This window comes from Thalassolituus sp. UBA675 (genome assembly GCF_002297765.1).
Classification (GTDB): domain Bacteria; phylum Pseudomonadota; class Gammaproteobacteria; order Pseudomonadales; family Oceanobacteraceae; genus Thalassolituus.
Map to the genome: position 1 here is coordinate 18,788 of NZ_DBNJ01000021.1, position 17,564 is coordinate 36,351.

Here is a 17,564-nt window from a genome sequence, read left to right on the forward strand (position 1 = left end):
TCAGGGTTGCCCGCTCTTTTTTTGAGGTACATAACATGTCGATCATGCAGTCTGTTATGCGTCGGCTGGTCACTCTGACCGTCAAATCGCAGCTGAACCCCAGGGTTCCGGTCACCACTCAGCGTAAACGGCTCGACCTGCTGCGCTTTACGCCGATGCCAGGGGGAATAAAAGAATCCCATACCGAGCTTGCCGGTATCCCAACACGCCGTCTGACACCAACGCCCTGCCACGGTGCCATCCTGTATTTGCACGGGGGAGCTTATTGCACTGGCTCACCAGACAGCCACAGGGAAATGGTTGCCCGTATCGCGCGTAGCACTGAGCGTGAGGCCTTTATTCTTGATTACAGGCTTGCCCCTGAGGCTCCCTACCCCGCAGCGCTTGATGATGCCTTAGCAGCCTATACAGATCTCCTGTCGCGTCATCAGGATATCGTCATCATGGGTGACTCCGCTGGCGGTGGCCTGGCGATGGCATTAGCCGAAGCAATCAGCAAAACTGACTATGCCCAGCCCAATGCTATGGTGCTGATGTCCCCCTGGTGCGACCTGACCTGTAGCGGGCCGACCATCGACAGCAACAGGAAAATCGATCCTATGCTGCACCCTTTATGGCTGACTTCATCAGCTGAAATGTATGCCGCCAGTACAGCAAAAGACGAACCGGGGTTATCTCCCCTGTTTGGGGACATGAGCGGATATCCGCGTACGCTGATTCAGGTAGGATCTGATGAAATTCTGCTGTCCGACTCAACCCGTGCTGAGAGCGCAATGAAGGAGGCGGGGGTCGACGTCACACTTCAGGTTTCTGAAGGTATGTGGCATGTATTCCAGTTCCACGCCGCCTTCCTGAAGCCGTCAAAGAAAGCTGTGTATAGAATCGGCGAGTTTTTGCGCCAGTAAACCTGCATAAAAAATGCTGTACTGAGGCTAGCCCAGTACAGCATTCTTTATTGTTACATCGACTGAATCAGAACGAGTAATTGAAGGTCAGGTTCGCATTACGCGGGGCACCATAGATAGCACCTGACTGAATACCCGTCACGTACTTCTCATTCAGAATATTATCTACGTTAAGTTTCAGCTTCGCCTGATCATTGAACGTATAAGCTGCGAATGTATCCACCACCATGTAAGCGTCCTGCTTGTTTTCATTTTCTTTGTAGGCATCAGACTTCCAGGTAGCCTTCGCGCCCAGACGTACCGCCGGTGCAAACGGCAATACCGAATCGTAACGCGCCTTCCATACAGTGCGAGGAATCCAGGTAGACGTGTTATCGCCACTATCATCAGTAACACGAAGACGAGTAACACCAACGGCCAGATTAGACTCCTCTGTTACCTCACCGGCGATCTCTGCTTCAAAGCCTTTCGAATTTACGTCGGCTGGTACGTAGTAGGTTGTCGTATCCTCACGTTGGCCACCAACAATCGCGACCCCTTGCTGCTCTGCCTTGAATACCGCAAAGGTTGCGAGAACACGATCATTGAAGAACTCGGCTTTTGCTCCAGCCTCATAGTTCACACCCTTCATTGGATCAAGATAGTCACCGTTGATGTCGCCGTTATCCTGATTCTGATAAATATCAGAATAAGAAACATAAGTGGTAAGGTCGTCACTGACATCCCACGTCAGTCCTGCATAAGGGCTGGCTTCTTCAAGGTCCGGGTAATAAGTGCTCTCTGTGGTAGAACCATAGATAGAGCTGCCCTCTCGCTTCAGTTTAATAACGTTAACACCCGCGATTAGATTAAGCGTATCGGAAAGACCGAATCGTGATGAAGCATAAAAACGACTCAGTGATTTTTCACCGTCTCCGCGTTTCTCTTTTAAGCCGAATTCCGGCTCTGGGTAATCATCGCCGTCATAGTCGTCAAACGCTGGATATGGAAGAAAACCGCCAGACAGTACGGGACGGTTGTACGTCGTATTTTCATCTTCAATCTGGCTGACACCCACGAGAACACTGTGATAATTACCGAAGGCTTCAAACTCACCAGAGAGGTTCACATCAAATACGAGAGACGACTTTTCTGTATAGCCAGCGTAAGGCCAACCCACCAACCCTGTGTTGTCGTCATTCAAGCCGCCGCCGAGGGTGTAAGCGTACAGAAGGCGACTCTGACCATCGTAGCTGTTTGCATGAACGCTGGCTTTGGCTTCCCAACCAGATCCGAGGTCATGAAGGTACTCAACGAACATGTTCCGGCTTTTCGAATTCCAGTAGGTCCAGTCAGCAGAAGGCGAAGACGAAACATCAAAGTCAGCATAACCGCCATTAGCGTAATTAAGCGTAAGAGATCCCCACATCGGTGAATCCTGCTCGCTGTTCTGGAAACTTGAACCGAAGGTCAGAATGCCGTTACTACCAACCTGGCCATCAACTACCCAGTAGAGAGAAGTACGACGGGTTTCAAGATCCCGAATGTGGGAGTTCTTGTTTTCCTGAACCGCGACAACACGGCCAGCCCAGCGACCATCACTCGTAAGCACCTTGTTACCGTCTACGCCCAGACGCACCTGATTATAAGAACCTAGCGTAAACAGAATTTCCGCTTCGTCCTCATTAGTCGGACGCTTACGCACATAGTTAATCGTACCGGATGAATTACCAACACCGGTTAACAGTCCATTCGCACCCCTGACCAACTCAATACGTTCAAACAAGAAAGTGTCCTGCTGTCCCAGAACGGTACCGTAATCGTTACCGGTACCCAGACCGTCTACCTGCGTCAGCTGAATCTCAAAGCCTCGTGCATTATATGAGGTACGATTTGTTTCATATTCCTGAACATCAATACCGTTCATCATTTTTAACGCATCATTGGTTCCAGACGCGTCGTAAAGATCCATTGCTTCGTCATCGAGAATCGTAATCGACTGAGGTGTCTCTTTGAGAGAGAGTGGCAGGCCGATTGCGCCCTTAGAAACCCGATCGTCCCGAGCCGCAGTAATTGAAACAGCATCAAGTTCTACCGACTGATCCGAAGAACTTTCCTCGGCGTACACGAGCTGAGAGAGTGTGGTGGCCAGGATCGCGGCCGCAAGTGGAGTGCGAATACTAAACATATTTACTGCCTTCAGTGAGAAGTTAAAACTCAGGCGCAATCAGTCTGCACCATAAGAACGGCAGTGATTCTAACGATTGGAGACCTTATCGTAAAGGCGAATCATTCGTATTATGCTTTTGTTTTGATAGGGTATTCGCCTACAAAAAAACCCGCACTAGGCGGGTTTCTTTAAACTGAAGTACATCAGCTTAGTCTTCTGTGACTACGTCTTCTGCTTCAACAACAGGACGGTCAACCAGTTCAACGAACGCCATAGGCGCGTTGTCACCGGCACGGAAGCCACATTTCATAATACGAATGTAGCCGCCAGGGCGGTTCTGGTAACGAGGACCAAGATCAGTAAACAGTTTACCTACTGCTTCTTTGCTGCGAGTGCGAGCAAAGGCCAGACGACGGTTAGCAACTGAATCAACCTTAGCAAGGGTGATCAGTGGCTCAGCTACACGACGCAGCTCCTTCGCCTTAGGCACAGTAGTCTTGATGATTTCATGCTCGAACAGGCTCACAGCCATGTTTTTAAACATAGCCTGACGGTGTGAGCTTGTGCGATTGAAGTGGCGACCACTTTTACGATGACGCATGGTTTTATTCCTTCACTACTTACGCAAGAACTTTGTCGTCGTTGCGGAGACTGGCAGGTGGCCAGTTCTCAAGGTGCATACCCAACGACAGTCCGCGTGATGCGAGAACGTCTTTGATTTCGGTCAAAGACTTCTTACCCAAGTTAGGTGTCTTCAGCAGCTCAACTTCTGTGCGCTGGATCAGATCACCAATGTAGTAGATGTTTTCAGCCTTCAGACAGTTAGCAGAGCGAACGGTCAGCTCCAGATCGTCCACTGGACGCAGGAGAATCGGATCGATCTCTTCTTCTTCACGAACCTGTTCAACGACTTCGTCGTTCTCGAGGTTAACGAAGATAGCCAACTGCTGCTGCAGGATGGTCGCGGAACGACGGATTGCTTCTTCCGGATCGATAGTGCCATCAGACTCCAGATCGATGATCAGCTTATCCAGGTCAGTACGCTGTTCTACACGAGCGCTTTCGACGCTGTAAGAAACACGTTTAACCGGGCTGTAAGTTGCATCGAGCTGCAGTTTGCCAATCGCCTTGGTCTCTTCATCGTTCTGATTGCGAGCTTCAACAGTCTCGTAACCACGACCTGAATCGATCCGAAGGGTCATTTTCAGTTCAGCGCCTTCACCCAGGTGGGCAATGACGTGATCTGGGTTGGCAATTTCAACACCATGATCCAGTTGAATATCAGCAGCTGTCACTGTACCCGGACCAACTTTGGTCAGAGTCAGGTTCGCCTCGTCACGTTCATGTAATTTGACCGCTACACCTTTGAGGTTCAGCAGGATTTCAATTACATCTTCCTGAACGCCGTCGATAGCGCTGTACTCATGGAGTACACCTTCGATTTCACATTCGGTGATTGCTGCGCCTGGCATAGACGACAGCAGGATACGACGTAACGCGTTACCCAGAGTATGACCAAAACCACGCTCCAGCGGCTCAAGTGTTACCTTGGCATGGGTACCGGATACTTCGTCCACCTGGATGTTACGAGGTGTCAAAAATTCATTCACTGCACGCTGCATAGCTGCCCCTTAAGTTCCTCTATTACTTAGAGTAAAGTTCCACGATGAGGTTTTCGTTGATCTCTGCTGGGAGATCAGCGCGCTCAGGAACTGCTTTAAAAGTTCCTTCCATCTTGCCGGCATTCACATCAATCCAACCGCAGTCAGCACGCTGACCAGCCAGATCGAGTGCAGTCTTGATGCGATCCTGAGACTTTGACTTCTCACGGACAGCTACCACATCACCGCCTTTAACCTGGAAGGAAGGAATGTTAACGGACTGACCATTAACAGTGATTGCTTTGTGAGACACCAGCTGACGTGCTTCAGCACGGGTAGAACCAAAGCCCATACGATAAACAACGTTATCCAGACGTGATTCCAGCAGCTGCAGCAGGTTTTCACCGGTTGCACCTTTACGACGAGCAGCTTCTTTGTAGTAGCTACGGAACTGCTTCTCGAGGATGCCATAGAGACGACGGACTTTCTGCTTCTCACGAAGCTGCAGACCGTAGTCAGACAGACGACCACGACCAGCGCCATGAACGCCAGGCTTGGTTTCTAATTTACATTTTGTGTCCAGAGCACGGACGCCACTTTTCAGGAACAGGTCAGTTCCTTCACGACGCGCGAGCTTACACTTAGGACCAATATAACGTGCCATTATTGAGCCTCCTTATACGCGACGTTTCTTAGGTGGACGACAGCCGTTATGTGGGATCGGAGTAACATCAGTGATGTTAGTGATCTTGTATCCACATGCATTCAGGGCACGAACAGCTGATTCACGACCTGGACCAGGGCCTTTGACCTCTACATCCAGATTCTTCAGGCCGTACTCTTTAGCGGCTTCTCCTGCACGTTCTGCAGCAACCTGTGCGGCAAACGGCGTGCTCTTACGTGAACCACGGAAACCTGAACCACCTGCGGTTGCCCATGAGAGAGCGTTACCCTGGCGGTCAGTGATGGTCACGATAGTATTGTTAAAAGAGGCGTGGATGTGCGCGATGCCATCGACGACCGTCTTTTTAACTTTTTTCTTCGTTGATCTTTGTGGCTTAGCCATTTTTAAATCCTGCTTTTAATATCAACACTGCAACAAGTCGAATGCAGCTACACTAAAAGAGCAGATCCGGGTAATAAATTACTTACGGATCGGCTTGCGCGGACCCTTACGGGTACGTGCATTAGTTTTAGTACGCTGACCACGAAGTGGCAGACTGCGACGGTGGCGGATACCACGGAAACAACCCATGTCCATCAGACGCTTGATGTTCATCTGAGTCTCGCGACGCAGATCACCTTCAACTGTGAACTTACCTACTTCGTTACGAACAACATCGAGCTGATCTTCGCTCAGGTCACCAATTTTGGTGTCTTCAGCGATGCCAGTAGAGGCACAAATCTGCTTCGCAGTCGTCTTACCAATGCCATAGACATAGGTCAGAGAAATAACTGCATGCTTGTTGTCAGGAATGTTGACACCGGCAATACGGGCCATGTCTAACTCCGTTACACTTACTTAATGAAAGGGCGGCGAATACTACAGGTCGCCTGCTTAAAAAGCAAGCGACCTGATTTCAGCCACCCGGCCTTGTCAGGATTGACCTGACTCGTCAGAGGATTAGCCCTGACGCTGTTTGTGCTTAGGATCTGTACAGATCACTCGCACACTGCCGTTACGGCGAATGATTTTGCATTCACGGCAGATTTTCTTTACAGATGCACGTACTTTCATGACGTTCTCCTGTATACGGTGCACGCCTTATCGGCGAGTACCATATTGATGTAAATTAGACTTCTTCATCAGAGATTCATACTGATGAGACATCAGGTGCGATTGAACCTGAGCCATGAAATCCATCACGACGACGACCACAATCAGCAGCGAGGTGCCACCGAAGTAGAACGGCACGTCGGCACCAATAACCAGCAGCTGAGGCAGCAGACATACAGCGGTGATGTACAGAGAGCCGAACAGTGTCAGGCGACCCAGTACTGTGTCGATGTAGTTTGCAGTCTGCACACCTGGGCGGATACCCGGGATAAATGCACCAGACTTCTTCAGGTTTTCAGCCACTTCACGCGGATTAAACATCAACGCGGTGTAGAAGTAGCAGAAGAAGATGATGCCTGCAGAGAACAGCAACAGATAGAGCGGCTTATCAGGGGCCAGCAGCATGCTGAAGTCCTGAAGATATTCAGCCATCACACCTTCACCCTGACCGAACCACTGACCGAGAGAGGCCGGGAACAGCAGCAGTGATGAAGCAAAGATCGCTGGAATTACGCCTGCCATATTCAGCTTAAGCGGCAGGTGGCTGGTTTGAGCAGCAAACACCTGACGACCCTGCTGTCGCTTAGCATAGTTTATAGTAATCCGGCGCTGACCACGTTCTACGAACACGACAAACGCGATTACCGCAACTGCAAGCACAGCAATACCGAGCAACAGAGCGATGTTCACCTCACCCGTACGGGCAGATTCGAACGCTTGTGCCAATGCTGATGGCAGACCGGCCACAATACCGGCAAAAATAAGAATAGAAATACCGTTACCGATGCCGCGCTCAGTTACCTGCTCGCCCAGCCACATCATGAATACCGCACCAGCCACGAATGACGGGATAGCTGCGATATAAAAATCTGGACCGGTTGAAAAGGTTACACCCTGGCTCGCCAGACCTGCGGATACACCGAAGGCCTGAAGAGTTGCCAGGAGTACAGTTCCGTAACGGGTGTATTGGGTAATCTTACGACGCCCCGCCTCACCTTCTTTCTTAAGCTGCTCAAGCTGTGGGCTCACCGCGGTAAGCAACTGCATGATAATCGACGCAGAGATGTAGGGCATGATACCCAGCGCGAGAATACTCATACGCTCCAAAGCACCACCAGAGAACATATTGAACATCTCCAGGATCGTGCCCTGGTTCTGATCAAACAATCTCTCGAGTGCCTCTGGATTCATCCCTGGTACCGGAATATGGGTACCAATGCGATATACAATAATTGCCAGAATCACAAAACGGATGCGAGCCCAAAGCTCGCCCATTCCGTTCTGCATCCCTGCCGGGAGTGAGCCTTGCTTAGCCATTAGTCTTCGACCTTACCACCCGCTGCTTCAATAGCAGCTTTAGCGCCTTTAGTAACTTTAAGACCTTTAACGGTCACAGCTTTGCTGATTTCGCCAGACAGAATTACGCGAGCCTGTTTAATTTTCTCGCCAATTACGTCAGCAGCTTTCAGCGCTGCCAGATCGACAGTTTCACCTTCAACCAGAGTCAGTTCGTTGAGACGAATCTCAGCAACGTACTGTGCCTGACGTGAAGTGAAGCCGAACTTAGGCAGACGACGGTGGATTGGCATCTGACCGCCTTCGAAGCCTGGAGCTACTTTACCGCCAGAACGTGATTTCTGACCTTTGTGACCACGGCCGCCGGTCTTACCCAGACCAGAACCGATACCACGACCAACACGCTTAGCAGTAGGCTTAGAACCAGGAGCCGGGCTCAATTCGTTGAGACGCATATTACTCCCCTTCTACCTTAACCATGTATTGAACTTGATTGATCATGCCGCGCACAGAAGGAGTATCTTCCAGCTCAACAGTGTGACCAATACGACGCAGGCCCAGACCTTTCATGGTCTCGCGGTGCTTTGGCAATTTGCCAATAGTACTGCGGGTCTGGGTAACTTTTACGGTTTTCTTAGCCATGTCAGATTACCCCAGAATGTCTTCAACTGACTTGCCACGCTTCGCTGCAACCTGCTCTGGTGATTTCATCTGCGCCAGACCATTAAAGGTCGCGCGAACTACGTTCACCGGATTAGTTGAGCCATAGCACTTGGCCAGTACGTTTTTAACACCAACCATTTCCAGAACGGCACGCATCGCACCACCGGCAATAATACCGGTACCTTCAGATGCAGGCTGCATGAAGATGCGCGAACCTGAGTGCACGGCCTTAACCGGGTACTGCAGAGTCGAACCGTCCAGCTGGACGTCGATCATGTTGCGCTTAGCCTGTTCCATTGCTTTCTGGATTGCAGTTGGTACTTCGCGGGATTTACCACGTCCAAAGCCAACGCGACCGTTGCCATCGCCTACCACAGTCAGAGCTGTGAATGCGAAGATACGACCACCTTTAACTACTTTGGCTACGCGGTTCACCTGAACCAGCTTTTCCTGCAGTTCGCTTTCGTTACGTTCGTTGTTACGTTCGTTATTCGCCATGATCTACCCCTTAGAATTCCAGGCCGCTTTCACGAGCCGCGTCAGCCAGAGCTTTAACACGACCATGGTATTTGAAACCGGAACGATCGAACGCTACTTTGGTCACGCCAGCCGCTTTCGCGCGCTCTGCGATCAGTTGACCAACTTTGGTAGCTGCAGAAACATTACCAGTGATTTCGCTACGCAGATCAGCTTCTACAGTAGAAGCAGTTGCCAGTACGGTTGCGCCGTTAGCAGCAATGACCTGAGCGTAGATGTGTCTTGGTGTGCGGTGTACGCACAGACGTACCGCGCCTTTGTCACGGATGTTAGTCCGTGTTTTCGCGGCACGGCGCAGACGAGCTTTTTTCTTCTCATTCATGGCCTAGCCCTTACTTTTTCTTGGCTTCTTTACGACGCACATTTTCATCAGCATAACGAACACCCTTACCTTTATAAGGCTCTGGTGGACGATAGCCACGGATCTCAGCAGCAACCTGACCAACCTGCTGTTTGTCGATACCTTTGATAACGACTTCAGTCTGGCTTGGGGTTTCGGCAGTTACACCTTCAGGCAGTGCATAATCAACAGGGTGAGAGAAACCCAGTGACAGATTCAGAGTCTTACCAGATGCTTTCGCACGGTAACCAACACCCTGAAGAATCAGTTTCTTCTCAAAACCAACGCTGACACCGGTAACCATGTTGTTAACCAGTGACCGGAAAGTACCGGCGAGGGCGTTAGCCTGTTTGTCGGCAGACTTAGGCGCGAACTTCAGTTCGTTCTCTTCCTGGCTGATTGCCACAGAAGCGTGAACGTCGAGTTCAAGCTGACCTTGCTTACCTTTAATTGTGATCTTGTCGTCAGCCAGCTTGACTTCAACGCCAGCTGGAATTGCGACAGGAGCTTTTGCTACGCGAGACATCGATAGACTCCTTAGAATACGGTCGCGATGACTTCGCCGCCAACACCCGCAGCACGGGCAGCGCGGTCAGTCATTACGCCTTTCGAAGTTGAAACGATGGCAACGCCCAGACCAGCCTCTACTTTAGGCAGCTCGGTAGTACCACGGTACTGACGCAGACCAGGACGGCTAACACGCTGAATGCGCTCAATAACCGGCTTGCCTTCGTAGTATTTCAGGTCGATAGTCATAGTAGGCTTAACCTCACTATCGACAGAGAAGCCAGCGATGTAGCCTTCAGATTCGAGAACCTGAGCCACAGACTTCTTAATTTTTGATGACGGCATGCTTACATTCGTGTGACCAGCTTGCTGGGCATTACGAATGCGGGTGAACATATCCGCCAACGTATCTTGCATACTCATTTGTATATTCCTCGGTTGTACAGCGCCCCTCTCCCCATGCCCATCCGGAAAAAATCCTGAGACGACAATACTCCGCCGATCCAAGCTGCATTGCAGAACAAGGATTTGGCAGAGTAAAGAGAAGCGCACCTGAAATCAGGCGCGCATTCTACACGAGTTGGGAATTGCTTACCAACTAGCTTTTTTCAGACCTGGCACGTTACCTTTCATGCCTTCTTCACGCAGTTTAATACGTGACAGCTTGAACTTACGGTAAACGCCGTGCGGACGGCCTGTCATCTGACAACGACGCTGCAGACGGCTTGGTGACGAATCACGTGGCAGCTGCTGCAGAGCCTGTTGTGCGTTCCAGCGATCTTCATCAGAAGACGCTGGGTTTTTGATGATGGCTTTCAGTTCTTCGCGCTTGGCAGCGAACTTGGCAACCAGTTTTTCACGCTTCAGCTCACGCTGCTTCATGCTAATTTTGGCCATGATTCACTCCTCAGTTGCGGAACGGGAACTGCAGCGCTTTCAGCAAAGCGCGGCCTTCATCGTTTGTTTTAGCCGTAGTGGTGATGGTGACATCCATACCGCGAACCTTGTCTACTTTATCGTATTCAATTTCCGGGAAGATGATCTGTTCCTTCACACCCATGCTGTAGTTACCACGACCGTCGAATGACTTAGGGTTAATACCACGGAAGTCGCGCACACGTGGCAGAGAGATGTCTACCAAGCGATCCATGAATTCCCACATACGGTCACGACGCAGGGTTACTTTACAGCCAATCGGCCAGCCTTCACGGACTTTAAAGCCCGCGACTGATTTACGTGCCTTGGTAACGATCGCTTTCTGACCGGCAATTGCTTCCATATCAGCAACTGCGCTGTCCATCAGCTTCTTGTCACCCAGCGCTTCACCAACACCCATGTTCAGGGTAATTTTAGAAACGCGCGGCACTTCCATTGGGTTTTTGTAACCAAACTCTTCAGTCAGCTTGGCTACTACTTCATTCTTGTACAGGTCTTTTAAACGTGACATAGCAGTATCCAGTCCTATCAGGCGTCAACTTGATCGCCAGTAGATTTGAAGATACGTACCTTGCTCTCGCCTTCAACTTTGAAGCCAACACGGTCAGCTTTCTCAGTCTTAGGGTTCCAGATCGCAACGTTAGAAACCTGAATGCTGGCTTCTTTTTCAACGATGCCGCCTGGCTGCTGCAGGTACGGGTTTGGTTTCTGGTGTTTTTTCACCATGTTAATGCCAGAGACAATCAGACGACCGTCAGCCAGTACCTTCTGTACCTTGCCGCGCTTGCCTTTGTCTTTACCGGCGATAACAACTACTTCGTCATTTCTGCGAATTTTCAACATTTCACTGCTCCTTAAAGCACTTCAGGCGCAAGGGAAATGATCTTCATGAACTGCTCAGAACGCAGTTCACGAGTCACAGGGCCGAAGATACGTGTGCCAACTGGTGCGTTCGACGCATTCAGCAGTACCGCAGAGTTGGTGTCGAAACGGATGATTGAACCATCCGGACGACGTACGCCTTTACGGGTACGAACAACAACTGCGTTCATCACCTGGCCTTTCTTAACTTTACCGCGTGGAATTGCTTCCTTTACGGATACCTTGATCAGGTCACCGATGCCGGCATAACGACGATGAGAGCCGCCCAGTACTTTAATGCACTGAACACGCTTCGCGCCGCTGTTGTCGGCAACGTCAAGCATGGATTGTGTCTGGATCATGCCTATCGCTCCTAACTACGTGCGCCCGGTATTAAACCTTGGCGGCGCGCTCGTCGATTGATACCAGCGCCCAAGTCTTGTTTTTAGACATAGGACGCGACTCTTTTACAGTAACGGTGTCGCCAATCTGACACTCGTTGTTGGCATCGTGTGCCATTACTTTCGTGGAGCGCTTCACGAACTTTTTATAGATCGGGTGCTTCACGAAGCGTTCAACCAGCACAGTCACGGACTTGTCCATCTTGTTGCTGACAACGCGACCGCTCAATGTGCGGGCAGTTTTTGTGTTCTCAGTCATGGTCATTCACCTGCCTTACTGGCCAACACGGTTTTTACACGGGCAATATCACGACGAGTTTCGCGCAGCAGGTGGGTTTGACCCAGCTGGTTAGTCGCTTTGCTCATACGCAATTTGAATTGCTCGCCCAACAGTTCTTCAAGCTGAGATTGCAGCTCAGCTACTGACTTTTCTTTCAGTTCACTTGCTTTCATCACAGCACCGTCCGTTTAACAAACTGTGTTTCAAATGGCAGTTTGGCGGCAGCCAGAGCGAAGGCTTCACGTGCGAGTTCTTCCGACACACCTTCCATCTCATACAGGACTTTGCCTGGCTGGATCTGGCAAACCCAGTATTCAACGTTACCCTTACCTTTACCCTGACGAACCTCAAGAGGCTTCGCAGTGATCGGCTTGTCCGGGAAAACGCGGATCCAGATTTTACCACCACGTTTAATTTTACGAGTCATCGCACGACGCGCTGCCTCGATCTGACGTGAAGTCATACGACCACGGCCAGTAGCTTTCAGTGCGTACTCACCAAAGCTAACCTTGGAGCCACGAATGGCAAGACCACGGTTACGGCCGGTCTGGACTTTACGGAACTTGGTACGTTTTGGTAACAACATTACTCAATCCCCTTATGAACGGCCTTTTTTCTTACCCTGGTTCTTAGCGCGCTCACGAACTTCTTCGATACCGCCCAGAATCTCACCTTTGAAGATCCAGACTTTCACGCCAATAACACCGTAAGTAGTGTGTGCTTCGTAAGTCGCGTAATCGATATCTGCACGCAGAGTGTGCAGAGGAACACGACCTTCGCGGTACCACTCTGAACGAGCGATTTCAGCACCACCTAAACGACCGCCCACCTGGATCTTGATACCTTGCGCACCGCCACGCATTGCGTTCTGCACCGCGCGCTTCATAGCACGACGGAACATCACACGACGCTCAAGCTGGTTTGCAACGCTCTGTGCTACCAGTTTGGCATCCAGATCCGGTTTACGAACTTCTTCAATGTTGATGTGTACCGGAATACCCATCAATTCACTGACATCTTTACGCAGAACTTCTACGTCTTCACCTTTCTTACCAATCACGATACCTGGACGGGCTGTGTGAATGGTAACTTTGGCGTTTTGCGCTGGACGCTCAATAACGACCTTGCTCACTGAAGCTTTTTCAAGACGCTTTTCGATCAGAGAACGAACAGCGATGTCAGCCAGCAGGTTGTCGGCGTACTTATCCTTACCGGCATACCAGACCGAGTTATGGTCTTTGGTAATACCTAAACGGATACCGGTTGGATGAACTTTTTGACCCATCTGACCAACTCCTTATTCTGAAACTTTCACAGTGATGTGACAGGTACGTTTGAAGATACGGTCCGCACGGCCTTTAGCACGTGGACGTATACGCTTCATAGTCATACCTTCATCAACGAATGCGGTGGAAACACGCAGCTCATCGACGTCAGCACCGTTATTGTGCTCAGCATTGGCGATGGCAGACTCCAGCACTTTCTTAACCAGGTCCGCACCCTTAGTGGTGCTGAAGCTCAGGATATCCAGTGCTTCGGCAACATTTTTACCGCGGATGCTGTCAACAACCAGGCGACCTTTCTGTGCAGACAAGCGAGCACCACGTAATACAGCGGCTACTTCAGACATATCTATTCACCCCTTAACGTTTGGCTTTCTTATCCGCAATGTGACCCTTGTAGGTACGGGTCAACGCGAATTCGCCGAGTTTATGACCAACCATGTCTTCAGTTACGAAAACAGGCACGTGTTGTTTGCCGTTATGTACGGCGATCGTCAGTCCTACGAAATCCGGGAAGATCGTAGAACGGCGAGACCATGTCTTGATCGGACGCTTGTCGTTAGCCTCAAGAGCGGTCTCTACCTTTTTCATCAAGTGGTGGTCGATAAATGGACCTTTTTTCAATGAACGTGGCACAGTTCAATCCTCTCTATTTATTTCGCAGAACGACGGCGTACGATCAGCTTGTCGGTACGCTTATTCTTACGAGTCTTGTAACCCTTAGTCGGAACACCCCAAGGAGTAACCGGATGACGACCACCAGAGGTACGACCCTCACCACCACCGTGTGGGTGATCGACAGGGTTCATTACCACACCGCGGACGGTCGGACGGATACCACGCCAGCGGGAAGCACCAGCTTTACCCAGCTCACGCAGAGAGTGTTCAGAGTTACCAACTTCACCCAGTGTTGCGCGGCAATCTGACAGCACTTTACGCATTTCGCCTGAACGAAGACGCAGTGTGCAGTAGGTACCTTCACGGGCAACCAGCTGAGCAGATGCACCGGCAGAACGAGCCATCTGGCCGCCTTTACCTGGCTTCAACTCAACGTTGTGAACAGTACTACCCACTGGAATGTTACGCAGTGGCATAGCGCTACCTGGTTTAATAGGCGCGTGTTCACCTGAAACAACCTCGTCACCTGCAGTCAGACCTTTAGGTGCAAGGATGTAGCGACGCTCACCGTCTGAGTACTTCAGCAGGGCGATGTTTGCGCTACGGTTCGGATCGTATTCCAGACGCTCAACAACAGCAGGAACACCATCTTTGTTACGCTTGAAGTCAACGATACGGTAATGCTGCTTGTGACCACCACCGATGTGACGAGTAGTGATACGACCGTTGTTGTTACGGCCACCGCTCTTTGACTTCTTCTCCAGCAGACCCGCAAAAGGCTTACCTTTGTGCAGTTCGCTGTTTACGACTTTAACCAGATGACGACGGCCAGCTGAAGTCGGTTTAGTTTTCACCAATGCCATGACTTAAGCTCCTCTTATTCCGCGTCAGCGAAGTCGATGTCTTGACCAGGCACGAGACGCACATACGCTTTGCGGATGTCGTTACGCTTACCCATACCGCGAGCGGTACGCTTGGTCTTACCTTTAATGTTGACGGTCTGTACGGACTGAACTTTCACTTCGAACAGAGCTTCAACAGCCTTTTTGATCTCTGGCTTAGTTGCGTCAGGTGCTACACGGAACACGTACTGACCAGCTTTATCTGCCAGAATGGTCGCTTTCTCAGAAATATGAGGAGCTACCAGTACTTTGTAGATACGTTCACGGTTCATGCGTAAGCCTCCTCAAGTTTCTTAAGGGCCTGCACGGTTACCAGGATCTTGTCGAAAGCGATCAGGCTGACTGGATCAACACTGCTTGCTTCGGTCACACCAACGTGTGGAACGTTGCGTGAAGCCAGGTAGAGCTTTTCATCGACATCATCAGACACGATCAGAACGTTATTCAGCTCAAGCGCGTTCAGCTTTTTCACAAAATCTTTAGTTTTGTGAGTGTCAACTTTGAAGTCGTCCGCTACAACCAGACGTTCCTGACGAACCAGCTCAGACAGAATTGACTGCATCGCAGCGCGATACATCTTCTTGTTTACTTTCTGCTCGTAGTTACGTGGCTTAGCAGCAAAGGTCACACCACCTGAACGCCAGATAGGAGAGCTTGCAGTACCAGCACGTGCACGACCAGTACCCTTCTGACGCCAAGGCTTCTTACCACCACCGGCTACTTCAGAACGGGTTTTCTGAGCTTTAGTACCCTGGCGACCGCCTGCAAGGTATGCAGTAACAATCTGATGAACCAGAGATTCGTTGAATTCGCGAGCAAAGGTAGCGTCAGAGACTGCTACAGCTGCACCAGTATTCGTTTTCAGTTCCATTGCTTACCCCTTAGCCTTTACAGCTGGTTTAACAATTACTTCGGAACCAGTCGCACCTGGCACAGCACCTTTGATCAACAGCAGATTGTTCTCGGCATCAACCTGAACAATTTCCAGCATCTGGGTAGTCTGCTTTTCAGCACCCATGTGGCCTGCCATTTTCTTGCCTTTCCATACGCGACCCGGGGTCTGACACTGGCCAATAGAGCCAGGCGCACGGTGAGACAATGAGTTACCGTGAGTTGCATCCTGGGTAGAGAAGTTCCAGCGCTTAACGCCACCCTGGAAACCTTTACCTTTGGTCGTACCAGTCACATCGACTTTCTGACCGGCTTCAAACTGTTCAACGGTCAATTCCTGACCCAGCTCAAAACCCTCCTCAGTACGGAACTCAATAAGACCCTTACCAGCTTCAACGTTTGCTTTCGCAAACTGGCCAGCTTGAGGCTTAGATACGCGAGACGCTTTCTTCTCGCCAAATGCAATCTGAACAGCACTGTAGCCATCAGTTTCAGGTGTTTTCACCTGAGTAACGCGGTTAGGCGTCACCTGCAGTACAGTTACAGCGACAGATTGACCTGCTTCAGTAAATACACGAGTCATACCCGCTTTTTTACCGACAATACCAATTGCCATGTTGTTTTCCTCTCGTGTACGGGGCTGATACCCGCTATGGCCGCCCTTGTTTCAATAGAGATTACGGGCGTTACACAGAGCCTTAGGACAAATCCTTACGGATTAGCCGAGGCTGATCTGAACTTCCACACCGGCAGCCAGATCAAGTTTCATCAGCGCGTCTACAGTTTTTTCTGTAGGCTCAACAATGTCGAGCATGCGCTTGTGCGTACGGATTTCGTACTGGTCACGCGCGTCTTTGTTAACGTGCGGTGAAACCAGAACGGTATAACGCTCTTTACGAGTAGGCAGTGGAATAGGACCACGTACCTGAGCGCCCGTACGCTTAGCCGTATCGACGATTTCCTGAGTCGAAGTATCGATCAGGCGATGGTCGAACGCCTTCAGACGGATACGGATTCGTTGGTTTTGCATACCAAACTCCAGTTAATGTGCTTGAGCTTGCGGTTTCCCCAGATAATAGGGGACGCGAATTGTAGGGGGAGTCAGGCGACGTGTCAACACGCTTAGAGAAATAAGCCAGAAGGGCTTATTTGAAGTTCAAAAAAGCCCGCATGAAGCGGGCTTTTTCTGATTCTGCATCTTTCTTCACCGCACACTTCGAGGAAGCGTTACCGAAGAAGGCTCTGCCAGGCCGTGTTATCGATTTGATGAGGAGCTTACTTATGTAAGTGACAAATCAAATCGATGACACAACACCGCAGAGGCGATGCAGGTAGCTTCATCACTCGATGATTTTAGCTACAACACCAGCACCTACAGTACGACCGCCTTCACGGATCGCGAAACGCAGGCCTTCGTCCATCGCGATTGGAGCGATCAGAGTCACTTCCAGTGTCACGTTGTCACCTGGCATGACCATTTCTACGCCTTCTGGCAGCTCGACAGCACCAGTGACGTCAGTCGTACGGAAGTAGAACTGTGGACGGTAACCTTTGAAGAATGGCGTGTGACGGCCACCTTCGTCCTTACCCAGCACGTATACTTCTGAAGAGAACTTG

General features: G+C 50.4%; 30 protein-coding genes and 1 pseudogene. 1 reads left to right on the forward strand and 30 read right to left on the reverse strand.

From position 1 onward, the window contains the following. The first annotated feature begins 35 nt into the window (after positions 1-35). Positions 36-905 (forward strand): alpha/beta hydrolase, encoded by an 870-nt coding sequence (locus tag B3007_RS08715; RefSeq protein WP_068442838.1) that lies wholly within the window; start codon positions 36-38, stop codon positions 903-905. Positions 906-972: 67 nt separating this feature from the next. Here the strand turns inward: B3007_RS08715 and B3007_RS08720 are convergent, their stop codons facing one another. The 30 genes and pseudogenes from B3007_RS08720 to tuf form a co-directional block, all read right to left on the reverse strand. Beyond that, the gene (locus B3007_RS08720) at positions 973-3,072 is read right to left on the reverse strand and encodes a TonB-dependent siderophore receptor (RefSeq protein WP_301376592.1); all 2,100 of its coding nucleotides are present in this window, start codon (positions 3,070-3,072) and stop codon (positions 973-975) included. A 190-nt stretch (positions 3,073-3,262) separates the two neighbouring features. Further along, positions 3,263-3,655, reverse strand: coding sequence for a 50S ribosomal protein L17 (gene rplQ, locus B3007_RS08725; RefSeq protein WP_068443309.1), 393 nt, complete (start codon positions 3,653-3,655; stop codon positions 3,263-3,265). 19 nt (positions 3,656-3,674) lie between these two features. Next, the gene (locus B3007_RS08730; RefSeq protein ID WP_068443306.1) at positions 3,675-4,676 is read right to left on the reverse strand and encodes a DNA-directed RNA polymerase subunit alpha; all 1,002 of its coding nucleotides are present in this window, start codon (positions 4,674-4,676) and stop codon (positions 3,675-3,677) included. Between the two features lie 22 nt (positions 4,677-4,698). Next, positions 4,699-5,319, reverse strand: coding sequence for a 30S ribosomal protein S4 (gene rpsD, locus B3007_RS08735; RefSeq protein WP_068441860.1), 621 nt, complete (start codon positions 5,317-5,319; stop codon positions 4,699-4,701). 12 nt (positions 5,320-5,331) lie between these two features. Continuing rightward, positions 5,332-5,721: a 30S ribosomal protein S11 gene (rpsK, locus tag B3007_RS08740; protein WP_068443303.1), complete on the reverse strand. Its 390-nt coding sequence runs from the start codon at positions 5,719-5,721 to the stop codon at positions 5,332-5,334. Positions 5,722-5,799: 78 nt separating this feature from the next. Beyond that, the gene (rpsM, locus tag B3007_RS08745) at positions 5,800-6,156 is read right to left on the reverse strand and encodes a 30S ribosomal protein S13 (RefSeq protein ID WP_068440841.1); all 357 of its coding nucleotides are present in this window, start codon (positions 6,154-6,156) and stop codon (positions 5,800-5,802) included. 123 nt (positions 6,157-6,279) lie between these two features. After that, positions 6,280-6,393, reverse strand: coding sequence for a 50S ribosomal protein L36 (gene rpmJ, locus B3007_RS08750; RefSeq protein ID WP_068440836.1), 114 nt, complete (start codon positions 6,391-6,393; stop codon positions 6,280-6,282). Between the two features lie 27 nt (positions 6,394-6,420). Continuing rightward, positions 6,421-7,749 carry a preprotein translocase subunit SecY gene (gene secY / locus B3007_RS08755; protein WP_068443300.1) on the reverse strand — a complete coding sequence of 443 codons (1,329 nt, stop codon included), beginning with the start codon at positions 7,747-7,749 and terminating at the stop codon, positions 6,421-6,423. Next, positions 7,749-8,183, reverse strand: coding sequence for a 50S ribosomal protein L15 (gene rplO, locus B3007_RS08760; protein ID WP_068443054.1), 435 nt, complete (start codon positions 8,181-8,183; stop codon positions 7,749-7,751). The genes secY and rplO overlap by 1 nt, the downstream gene beginning before the upstream one ends. A gap of 1 nt (position 8,184) precedes the next feature. Continuing rightward, entirely contained in the window at positions 8,185-8,370 is a 186-nt protein-coding gene (gene rpmD, locus B3007_RS08765) for a 50S ribosomal protein L30 (protein WP_068443059.1), read from the reverse strand. Between the two features lie 6 nt (positions 8,371-8,376). Next, positions 8,377-8,889, reverse strand: coding sequence for a 30S ribosomal protein S5 (rpsE, locus tag B3007_RS08770; protein ID WP_068443062.1), 513 nt, complete (start codon positions 8,887-8,889; stop codon positions 8,377-8,379). A gap of 10 nt (positions 8,890-8,899) precedes the next feature. Next, positions 8,900-9,250, reverse strand: coding sequence for a 50S ribosomal protein L18 (gene rplR, locus B3007_RS08775; protein WP_068443064.1), 351 nt, complete (start codon positions 9,248-9,250; stop codon positions 8,900-8,902). A 10-nt stretch (positions 9,251-9,260) separates the two neighbouring features. Further along, positions 9,261-9,794, reverse strand: coding sequence for a 50S ribosomal protein L6 (rplF, locus tag B3007_RS08780; protein WP_068443067.1), 534 nt, complete (start codon positions 9,792-9,794; stop codon positions 9,261-9,263). Between the two features lie 11 nt (positions 9,795-9,805). Further along, positions 9,806-10,198 (reverse strand): 30S ribosomal protein S8, encoded by a 393-nt coding sequence (gene rpsH / locus B3007_RS08785; RefSeq protein WP_068443069.1) that lies wholly within the window; start codon positions 10,196-10,198, stop codon positions 9,806-9,808. A 168-nt stretch (positions 10,199-10,366) separates the two neighbouring features. Beyond that, entirely contained in the window at positions 10,367-10,672 is a 306-nt protein-coding gene (gene rpsN / locus B3007_RS08790) for a 30S ribosomal protein S14 (RefSeq protein ID WP_068443297.1), read from the reverse strand. A 10-nt stretch (positions 10,673-10,682) separates the two neighbouring features. Then, entirely contained in the window at positions 10,683-11,222 is a 540-nt protein-coding gene (gene rplE, locus B3007_RS08795) for a 50S ribosomal protein L5 (RefSeq protein ID WP_068443294.1), read from the reverse strand. A gap of 17 nt (positions 11,223-11,239) precedes the next feature. Next, a complete protein-coding gene (rplX, locus tag B3007_RS08800) occupies positions 11,240-11,554 on the reverse strand; it encodes a 50S ribosomal protein L24 (protein WP_068443291.1) in 315 nt (104 codons plus the stop codon). 11 nt (positions 11,555-11,565) lie between these two features. Then, positions 11,566-11,934 (reverse strand): 50S ribosomal protein L14, encoded by a 369-nt coding sequence (rplN, locus tag B3007_RS08805; protein WP_068438793.1) that lies wholly within the window; start codon positions 11,932-11,934, stop codon positions 11,566-11,568. Positions 11,935-11,965: 31 nt separating this feature from the next. Continuing rightward, positions 11,966-12,232 (reverse strand): 30S ribosomal protein S17, encoded by a 267-nt coding sequence (gene rpsQ / locus B3007_RS08810; RefSeq protein ID WP_068443283.1) that lies wholly within the window; start codon positions 12,230-12,232, stop codon positions 11,966-11,968. 2 nt (positions 12,233-12,234) lie between these two features. After that, positions 12,235-12,426, reverse strand: coding sequence for a 50S ribosomal protein L29 (gene rpmC, locus B3007_RS08815; RefSeq protein ID WP_068443280.1), 192 nt, complete (start codon positions 12,424-12,426; stop codon positions 12,235-12,237). Further along, complete coding sequence (gene rplP, locus B3007_RS08820) at positions 12,426-12,839, reverse strand: 50S ribosomal protein L16 (RefSeq protein ID WP_068443279.1); 414 nt, start codon at positions 12,837-12,839, stop codon at positions 12,426-12,428. The genes rpmC and rplP overlap by 1 nt, the downstream gene beginning before the upstream one ends. A 12-nt stretch (positions 12,840-12,851) precedes the next feature. Further along, complete coding sequence (rpsC, locus tag B3007_RS08825) at positions 12,852-13,538, reverse strand: 30S ribosomal protein S3 (RefSeq protein WP_068438036.1); 687 nt, start codon at positions 13,536-13,538, stop codon at positions 12,852-12,854. A gap of 12 nt (positions 13,539-13,550) precedes the next feature. Beyond that, entirely contained in the window at positions 13,551-13,883 is a 333-nt protein-coding gene (gene rplV / locus B3007_RS08830) for a 50S ribosomal protein L22 (protein ID WP_068438033.1), read from the reverse strand. A gap of 13 nt (positions 13,884-13,896) precedes the next feature. Then, positions 13,897-14,172, reverse strand: a complete 276-nt coding sequence (rpsS, locus tag B3007_RS08835; protein ID WP_068443276.1) for a 30S ribosomal protein S19 — start codon at positions 14,170-14,172, stop codon at positions 13,897-13,899. Between the two features lie 17 nt (positions 14,173-14,189). Beyond that, positions 14,190-15,017 (reverse strand): 50S ribosomal protein L2, encoded by an 828-nt coding sequence (gene rplB, locus B3007_RS08840; RefSeq protein ID WP_068443273.1) that lies wholly within the window; start codon positions 15,015-15,017, stop codon positions 14,190-14,192. Between the two features lie 14 nt (positions 15,018-15,031). Next, positions 15,032-15,328: a 50S ribosomal protein L23 gene (rplW, locus tag B3007_RS08845; RefSeq protein WP_076517283.1), complete on the reverse strand. Its 297-nt coding sequence runs from the start codon at positions 15,326-15,328 to the stop codon at positions 15,032-15,034. After that, positions 15,325-15,927: a 50S ribosomal protein L4 gene (rplD, locus tag B3007_RS08850; protein WP_068438476.1), complete on the reverse strand. Its 603-nt coding sequence runs from the start codon at positions 15,925-15,927 to the stop codon at positions 15,325-15,327. The genes rplW and rplD overlap by 4 nt, the downstream gene beginning before the upstream one ends. A 3-nt stretch (positions 15,928-15,930) precedes the next feature. Then, positions 15,931-16,563 (reverse strand): 50S ribosomal protein L3, encoded by a 633-nt coding sequence (gene rplC, locus B3007_RS08855; protein ID WP_068438473.1) that lies wholly within the window; start codon positions 16,561-16,563, stop codon positions 15,931-15,933. 102 nt (positions 16,564-16,665) lie between these two features. After that, positions 16,666-16,977: a 30S ribosomal protein S10 gene (gene rpsJ, locus B3007_RS08860; RefSeq protein WP_068443270.1), complete on the reverse strand. Its 312-nt coding sequence runs from the start codon at positions 16,975-16,977 to the stop codon at positions 16,666-16,668. Positions 16,978-17,287: 310 nt separating this feature from the next. Then, positions 17,288-17,564, reverse strand: a pseudogene (tuf, locus tag B3007_RS08865) (elongation factor Tu); the annotation flags it as partial.